This is a genomic window from Undibacterium sp. GrIS 1.8 (genome assembly GCF_040544445.1).
GTDB lineage: Bacteria > Pseudomonadota > Gammaproteobacteria > Burkholderiales > Burkholderiaceae_D > Undibacterium.
The window spans coordinates 1-7,970 of sequence record NZ_JBEONQ010000090.1; the positions used below are offsets into that span (position 1 = coordinate 1).

The 7,970-nt window shown below is 50.0% G+C and carries 7 protein-coding genes and 1 pseudogene; 2 read left to right on the forward strand and 6 right to left on the reverse strand.

What is annotated here, in order from left to right; genetic code table 11:
* The coding region (locus tag AAKU64_RS21755; RefSeq protein ID WP_354361878.1) for a transposase domain-containing protein at positions 1-122 on the forward strand (122 nt) is incomplete at its 5' end.
* Between the two features lie 30 nt (positions 123-152).
* A pseudogene (locus AAKU64_RS21760) lies at positions 153-587 on the forward strand (IS6 family transposase); the annotation flags it as partial.
* A 36-nt stretch (positions 588-623) separates the two neighbouring features.
* Here AAKU64_RS21760 and AAKU64_RS21765 read toward each other — a convergent pair.
* The 6 genes from AAKU64_RS21765 to AAKU64_RS21790 form a co-directional block, all read right to left on the reverse strand.
* Positions 624-782 carry a hypothetical protein gene (locus tag AAKU64_RS21765; RefSeq protein ID WP_323493026.1) on the reverse strand — a complete coding sequence of 53 codons (159 nt, stop codon included), beginning with the start codon at positions 780-782 and terminating at the stop codon, positions 624-626.
* A 339-nt stretch (positions 783-1,121) separates the two neighbouring features.
* Positions 1,122-2,768: a bifunctional aspartate transaminase/aspartate 4-decarboxylase gene (locus AAKU64_RS21770; protein WP_354363010.1), complete on the reverse strand. Its 1,647-nt coding sequence runs from the start codon at positions 2,766-2,768 to the stop codon at positions 1,122-1,124.
* A gap of 19 nt (positions 2,769-2,787) precedes the next feature.
* Positions 2,788-4,497 (reverse strand): aspartate-alanine antiporter, encoded by a 1,710-nt coding sequence (aspT, locus tag AAKU64_RS21775; RefSeq protein WP_354363011.1) that lies wholly within the window; start codon positions 4,495-4,497, stop codon positions 2,788-2,790.
* 917 nt (positions 4,498-5,414) lie between these two features.
* Positions 5,415-5,942 carry a hypothetical protein gene (locus AAKU64_RS21780; protein WP_323492991.1) on the reverse strand — a complete coding sequence of 176 codons (528 nt, stop codon included), beginning with the start codon at positions 5,940-5,942 and terminating at the stop codon, positions 5,415-5,417.
* A 153-nt stretch (positions 5,943-6,095) separates the two neighbouring features.
* A complete protein-coding gene (locus AAKU64_RS21785; RefSeq protein WP_354363012.1) occupies positions 6,096-7,592 on the reverse strand; it encodes a glycine betaine ABC transporter substrate-binding protein in 1,497 nt (498 codons plus the stop codon).
* A gap of 29 nt (positions 7,593-7,621) precedes the next feature.
* On the reverse strand, positions 7,622-7,970 hold a 349-nt coding region (locus tag AAKU64_RS21790; RefSeq protein WP_354363013.1), incomplete at its 5' end, for an ATP-binding cassette domain-containing protein.

Consider the following 7,970-nt stretch of genomic DNA (forward strand, 5'->3'; position numbering starts at 1 on the left):
CCAAAGCGAATAACATCGAACCGCTTGCCTGGCTTAAAGAAACTTTGGAAAAACTCCCTACCTGTAAAAATAATCGTATTGATGAATTGTTGCCGTTGCGGGCAAAATCGGTTGTTTGCTGATCGTCTAGGTGGGACTGTCGGACGCATACGAAATATCTGTATCGCGCAGTCGATAAAGAAGGTCAGACAATTGACTTTCTATTGACAGCAAAGCGTGAAAAGGCAGAGGCCATGCGCTTCTTCGACAAGGCGATGCAGGCTAACGGCATTCCGGAAAAAGTCACGATGGACAAGAGCGGAGCAAACAAAGCAGCGATCGATGAAATCAATGATGCGATGGACGTACCGATGCTCATTCGTCAGGTAAAATACCTCAACAACATCGTCGAACAAGACCACCGCGCAGTGAAACGAATAACAAAACCAATGCTTGGCTTCAAATCATTTCACGCGGCGAAAAGCATCCTGACTGGCATCGAATTAATGCACATGATTCGCAAAGGCCAGCTGATGTTTGGTGGCACAGAAGAGATGTCTTTTGCCGATCAGTTTTATGCTTTAGCAGCACAAATCCGTTCAGTTTGAGAACGAATGAGATCCCAGTAATAAGTTTGATTTACATTAGTTAACGCGACAGAACCGTTCATAGTAGCCAACACCAATATCCATGCTGGTTCCGTAGTTACCATTGTAGCCACACCATCCGCCGCTAACAGCACAGCTGCTTGACGCAGCAACTACTGGAGCGATGACGATCCAACGCCAGATTCGGGTTTTCATTTGCTGACCTCTTTAATATCGGTTTCAGTCCATTCCACCAATCTAAACGGTGCTCCTGAAGTGTCGGAGACCACTGCAACATTCCTTCCATGCCTGTCGGCCCGCGGCGTTAACAGTACATGCCCGCCAAGTGCCTGAAGTATTTTTATTGATTTGTTGATGTCATCGACGCGTATATGTTCAGCCAGTGTGGTTGGGTATTTGGATGATTCCGAGGCAGAGTATTGGCACTAGCCCGCGCTTGATTACTTAACATACACAAATTTCGAGCTACTTGATTCGCTAGAGGTTGCTTCAGGTGGGCAAGACCGCACGAGCGTTTGGTTCATCACTCTGCGGTTAGCCAGGATGCAATGGCACTGCGCGCGGGGGCTGAGGGTCTGTTACAGGTGCTGGTAAGCTATCCCTAAAATCCTGATAACACTCATCGAGCACATGGCGCGTAAATTTGCCGATTGCCGCGTACTCGATCTCAGTTAGGTTAGCCAGCGAGACCCGCGCCGAGGTGTCAATTACATCAAATCCATTGCCCGGCAGCAGAACCACACCGGTTTCTTGCGCAAGCCGGAAAAGAAAGCTGATACCAAGATCGCTGCGGACGAACCATGCTTCAAATTCGGGCCCATACAACGCGCCGCCAATTTCTTGCAGATCGATCAACGAGTAATAGTTCACGTCATTGGGCGTTCGCAATGCCTCGATACCCATATTGCGATACAAGGTCTGATAGCGCTTGCGCAGCAACTGTTTGGCCGACTCCTTGTAGCGGTGTTCTCGGTCCATGAGTCCATTGAGCGAGAACAGTGCCATTTGCAGTTGCTGCGGGAGTGACAGACCGGCGGTATGGTTCAGCGCGACGGCGCGGCTGTCAGCGACCAGTCGATCGATGAAACGAATCGTGCGCGGCGTGGTAGTGAGTGAAGCGTATCGTGCGTCGAGAAGGACTTTCCCCGCCTCTGGCAATGCTGCCAGTGCCGCGTCAAAAACATTTTCGTCATGTAGCGCAATGATGCCTAGGCGCCATCCTGTTGCGCCAAAGAACTTTGAGAATGAGTACACGCACAGTGTATTTCGTGGGCACTTAGCAAACAGCGACACAAAGTTATCCGCAAAGGTCCCGTATACGTCATCGGTGATAATGAACAGATCGGGGCGTTGTTGCGCCACCAGCGCGGCCAGTTGATCGAGAACCTGATCTGATAACTTGGTCGAGGGTGGATTACTCGGATTGACGAGACAAAACAGCTTTACTGCTGGATCGCGCAGCTTGTCAATTTCACTGGCCGGCAGCTGCCAGTCAGCGTGTCCGTCCATGCGAATATCGACCACCTCGAGGCCGTATTCGGCTAGTCGAGGGATTTCCAAATAAGGTGAAAAGATCGGCGTGCTGATGGCGATCTTGTCACCCGGCTTGATCAAGCCGTTGGCTCGCAATGTTTGGAAAATATACGTCATCGCGGCCGTGCCGCCCTCAGTGGCAAACACCGAGAACGATCCCTGATGGGCGAGCGGGCCGAACATTTCCTGCGCCAGATACGCTTTGACGATTTCTTCCGTATGCGCCAGCATACGCGGCGGGGTAGGGTAATTACATCCAAGAAATGCTGCCACCATCTCAAACAGAAACGTCTCTTGGTCAAGTCCGAGCTGATCCTTCACATAGGAAATCGCTGCACGCAGAAAGCGTACACCATCCGTGCTGCGATGAGCCGTGGCATAGATATCGAACCGGTGCACGATGCCGCTGCGCTCCGGCAGTCCACCAAAGCCGCTGTCAAGATACGAATATGACCGCTCGGCTTCGCGCATAGAAAAATCGCCCAAGCTCAGGAATGCCCAGCGCGGCAGTGTCGCCAGAAAATTCGGATTGCCGCGACCTGCATTGAGCATCATGCGCTGCGCATCCGAGGAAGCAATGGCGATGAGCTGATCTTTGAGTTCAAACGGGCTGAGGTTCGCAAATTGCTGAAAATCTTGTTGCGGCATGATAGGACTCGATCGCAGTTTAGGGGGCGGCATTTCTGGTGATGATGCCAACGATGACTGGACCCCAAAGGGTTAGAAACACATTGGCAACGGCGTAAGTAACGGTAAAGGACACGACGGGGGTTGCATTGCCTGCTTTCTCGAGCAACGCGGCGAACGCTGGGTTGGCGCTGCGTCCTCCGGCGACACAGGCGAGCGCTTCGATCGGATTGCGAATGCGCAGGACGTACCACGAAAAAAAGAAAGTAACGACTTGGGGTATCAGCGTCACACCAACGCCGAGCAACAGTAGTGTGAAGCCATGCTGCCGGATTGCGACCAATGCCTGCGGTCCTGCCGAGATTCCGACGATGCCAACAAAGACTGCGAGACCAAAATCGCGCAAGAAGTTGGACGCGCCCAGGGGCATTGCCGACACAGCCGGATGGACACTGCGAAGCCAGCCGAACATCAGGCCGGAGAGTAAACATCCACCGCCACTCCCGATCGAGATCGGGATACCCATGATGTGGAACTGCACCATGCCAATCAGAATGCCGATCAACATGCCTAATCCCATGAAGATGAAATCAGTGACCGCTGCCGGATTGATCTTGTAGCCAATTTTTGTTTGCACTCGGTCCAGATCCACGGGGCTGCCGGTGAAGTGTAATTCATCACCGCTTTTCAGGATGATCTTGCTAAGCAGCGGAAGCGCTAGGCCCATGCGCAAGACCCTTGTCAAAAATACGCCGTGACGCGTATCCACCGTTACGTGGTCGTGAATTTCGCCGACTTCACGCCCGCTCAGCGCGCGATTGGTTAAAATGATTTCACGACTCTCCTGTACCAGTAACATGTCCGCCGGTGCGCTGATTTCCTTGCCGAAGTAATCGGCTGCGGCTTCCATGACGGCAATCAGTCCAGTAACCGCCACCATGTCGCCGGCCAGCACGACGGTGGTGTCCGCGATCGCCAACGGTTGTCCAGACCGATAAATCGCCTCTACCGAGGCATCCGATAGCGCGATGTCGATCGCCAGGGCAGTCTGGTTGACCGCCGCGCTGTCGGGTGCAACCAAATACATTCGAGTGGCAACGGTGCGCATTGCATTGAACTGTCCCGGGTCGAGTTCGGCGTGGCCGCCGGAGATTGAAGTAGCAAGCTTGATGGCTTCCTGACGAATATCCCAGCGCATCACCATCGGCAGGAACCAGGTGACCATTATGATCGGTCCGAGCGACCCAAAAATATAACAAACCGCATAGCCAACTGCGACGTTCGTTTGCATCGTCTTGATCAAGGCCGGGGCCAATCCAAGCTTGGCGATGGCATCACCAGCGGTGCCAATGATGGCCGACTGTGTCAGACCGCCAGCGGCGAGGCCAGCAGCTATACCGCGATCAAGGTCGAACATCCAGGCACTGAACAGTACGCACAACAATCCCGTCGCGCACATCACAAATGCCGACACCAGTTGATTTAGTGAGCGTCGGTTCAGCGCATGGAAAAACTGCGGGCCACCTTGGAACCCGACCGCGTAAATAAATAGAGCGAAGAAAATCGCCTTTATTCCGCCATTGATCTCAATTCCGAGCTGGCCTATGACAACACCCACCAGCAGAGTTCCTGCAATGCCTCCCAGAACAAAACGCCCAACCTTGATTTTGCCAACCAGATAGCCGAGTGCAATCGTCGCGAACAGAGCCAGTAACGGCTCGCGTGTAAGCAGATGCTTGATTAATTCCATTGGAGTTCCATGATGAATTTTCGCCAGAGTAAAGTGTGCACCTGCGCTCGGGCATCCAGGTCGATGCCACTGAACGCAATTGGAGAACGATTGACTAGTCAGCTTGCGGAAAGGCGCCAGCGTCCAGTACGCGTTTGAGTATAGTTGGTTCACCTGATTTTTCCTTGTGCGGTACCGAGCACAACAAAATATCGATACGAGCCGCCAAACCGTCCGCACGACGCGGTATTGAACCTTCAGAGTGGGGTTCTATTTAAAAGTAGGAGCTAAGTAGGAACATTTTTTAATGGGTAAAACAAAAAACGTTGGATTATCTGGGTGAGGCCAAAATAGCGGCGGTGTCCAAAAGATATTTATACCCAGTGGCGCTATCAAGTTTTTGAAATTGGTACTCCCCATACAAAATTGGGGCTAATTGAGAACATCACCATTAAATGAGAACCATTGGAACTAACTGAGAATATTTTTAAGGTTAAAGTCAGTTAGATTTCCTGTTATGAAACAATTGTTTCATCTCGTCGATTACCTTAAAGTGCGTTCGGCTATGTTTACAACCGGTTAGTCCATGCTTCAAAGCCAAGGGTATCCACGGATAGTAGCTTATGCGCTTGTATTGCTCCGAAGCGTTGACCTGAAAAACTTTTCAGTCGCAACTGCTGAGCAATTCGCCAGTGCCTTAGATGTGCAAACGAATTTATCGGTAAATGGCTTTCCAGACGATAGAAAGGAATTTGGCAGCGGCTCGAAAGTCTCTCAACATATTTCTCAAGTACGTTCTGTATTGCAGTCAATCCAGCGAGCACTTTAAATTTTCAGGCATCGAACCATAGCTTGAGGTGCCGCTCGAAAGCAACGTCTAAAGGTTCGATCAGCGACTCGGACGACCCAGGCTGGCAGGATTAAAATTATTAATCATTTCATTTATTTTGACACATCAGATTATTTGGATTCGTCACACAAGTGCAAAGCGGAGATTCGGGCGCAACGTCGCATTTCACTCCTGTGTAAATAATTTTAATCCCGCCTACGTCAATATTTTCGATATTTAAATTCGTCTTATACGAGGCCAAGTGAGCGCCGGCCACACTTCCATTTCCAGCATTTGAATCAAATTCTCCATTGCCACTTGCAGCCACAAATTGTAGTTTGTGAATGGATGGGCACTTGGTATCGGCTACTGGTATTCCGCCAGAAAAAGAAATGGACACATCAGCCCCCTGCTTAACAACCGTAGCGTTGGCAAACTGGCTTGCACAAGGGGTTCCAAGTGGGCTTCCATCAGCAGTTCCCATCAAAGTTCCCGTAAATACTCCTAGAACGGTAGCTGGAAGCTCAACGACTGCTCCGGTGTTTGTGGATGTCGCCGCAGGGGAATTTGAAGCATTATTACAAGCACTGAGCATGAATATACTCATTGTAAGAAACAAACATTTTTGCGTAAACATTGGTATTCCTTACTTGTTGTTGTGGCGCCGACTTAATTTTGATCCATCCTGCCGATTAATGAATGTCCAGAGGCAGAACGGCTGTTTCTTTAACCGGAAATTGTGGGTAAGTTTAGCAAACCATTGATGTTTAACCAATAACTAATGAGCGATTCAATCAAATGATCTAGCCGATCGTCGGCGAAGTCCAAGCGGTACGATGATCACGTTGAGAATGCCGAAGACGAGATGTGCGAGAAGCGCCATCAATGCCGCTGGAATCGCCCCTGCCAATATAGTGGAAACGTTGTTAAGAGAAAGTCCCGATATAATCAGTGCACCATATCCTCCGGCGCCGATCAGCGCCGCCAGTGTTGCGGTGCCCACGCTGACGATAGTAGCCGTTTTCAGACCTGCAATGATCACCTGGCTACCCAGTGGTAACTCAATGCGGGTCAGAATCTGCATCGAACTTAAACCAAACGCACGCGCATTTTCAATATGTTTTTTGTCGATACTTTGCAGCGCAGTGTGAGTGTTCAGAACGACTGGTAACAAACTGTAGAGACATAATGCGACTAGCGCAGGCCACAGCCCGATACCGAAGATCGGGATTAAGAAACAAAGCAGTGCTAAAGTCGGGATGGTTTGGATTAGCGCACTTGAAAGTAGGATTAAATGCCCCGCTTTGCGAAATCGGGTCGCCATGACTCCTAGCGGCACGCCAACTACCAGAGAAAAAAGCAGCGAAACGCCAACTAGCCATGCGTGTTCCCTAGTGCGGCGCAAAATTTCCTTGGATAGATTGTCGTTTGAAGTTTTATGAAAAACTTGCGTACTCAAATCCTTCTTGCCACGGAACTGAGAGACGATGTCAGCGAATTTGACTTTATCGATATCCGCAGCGGCGTTCATCGAGCGCATCTCCTCCTCATTGATTGTCCCTTTCAGCCGCAAAAGCCGTTGCCACAAGTCTGGATGGCGGACCGTAAAGGCGTTAGTAACGACCCATACTGCTTCGTAGGACGGGAAGTAATGTAGATCGTCAGTGAGGACATGGAGATTATATTTTTTGATGTTGGCATCGGTCGAGTAAACCTCAATCACATCAACAGAAGCTTTATCTATTGCTTCATATACCAAGCTATGCTCCATGCGAATCACTTTTTCAGGGTCGAATTTAAAGTGGTAACGGTCAACCATTTCTTGGTAGCCGTCTGAACGCTCCATAAATTCGTAACTGAAAGCGACGCGAGCCTGTGAACTGATGCTAAGCAGATCACTCATTGTTTGCAGCCTATGTTTTTTTGCATAGGACTCTTTGACGGCTAGCGCATAGGTATTGTTAAAACCGAGTGAATCTGAAATTGTTAGCCCAAGAGGCGCCAGGGCTTGCCGAATTTCATCGGTCGATTTTAATCGCGGATTATTGAGTAGTATTTCGGCTAGCGTTCCGGTGTAATCGGGATAAACGTCAATGGCGCCGGCTTTCAGCGCCGCAAACAATATCCCCGTACTTCCCATACCCGATTTACGGTCGACAGAGTGATCTGAGGGAGACTCAATTGTTTGTGCGGCAAGCTCACTTAAGACGTAACTTTCAGTGAATATTTTTGAACCTACAACTACGGGTTGCTCGGCCCTAAGTGACCCTGATATCGACCATAACAAAATGACTAGCGTTATACACCTTTGGATACTCATATCCGGCCTTGTACGGCTGGAAGGCTTGGGTGAGCGCTAATGAATTGCGATACGAATGGATCTGCAGGTTGACAAACTAGTTCCTCATAAGTGCCTGTTTGCATCACGCATCCTTTATAAAGTAACGTAATTCGCTCAGCCAAGAATACAGCCTCACTGAGATCATGCGTGACGATGACAACGGTTTTCTTGAGTCGGTGGAAGATAGTTTTCAACTCATGCTGTAAATCACGTCGAACCAGTGGATCCAGTGCGCCCATTGGTTCGTCAAGCAGCATAACTGGCGGATCCATGAAAGCAGCGCGCATGATGGCGATGCGCTGTTGCTGTCCGCCACTGAGCTCA

Coding starts and splice junctions, on each gene's coding strand:
- AAKU64_RS21765 (WP_323493026.1), bottom strand. CDS start 782: ATGAAAACCCGAATCTGGCGTTGGATCGTCATCGCTCCAGTAGTTGCT.
- AAKU64_RS21770 (WP_354363010.1), bottom strand. CDS start 2,768: ATGCCGCAACAAGATTTTCAGCAATTTGCGAACCTCAGCCCGTTTGAA.
- aspT (WP_354363011.1), bottom strand. CDS start 4,497: ATGGAATTAATCAAGCATCTGCTTACACGCGAGCCGTTACTGGCTCTG.
- AAKU64_RS21780 (WP_323492991.1), bottom strand. CDS start 5,942: ATGTTTACGCAAAAATGTTTGTTTCTTACAATGAGTATATTCATGCTC.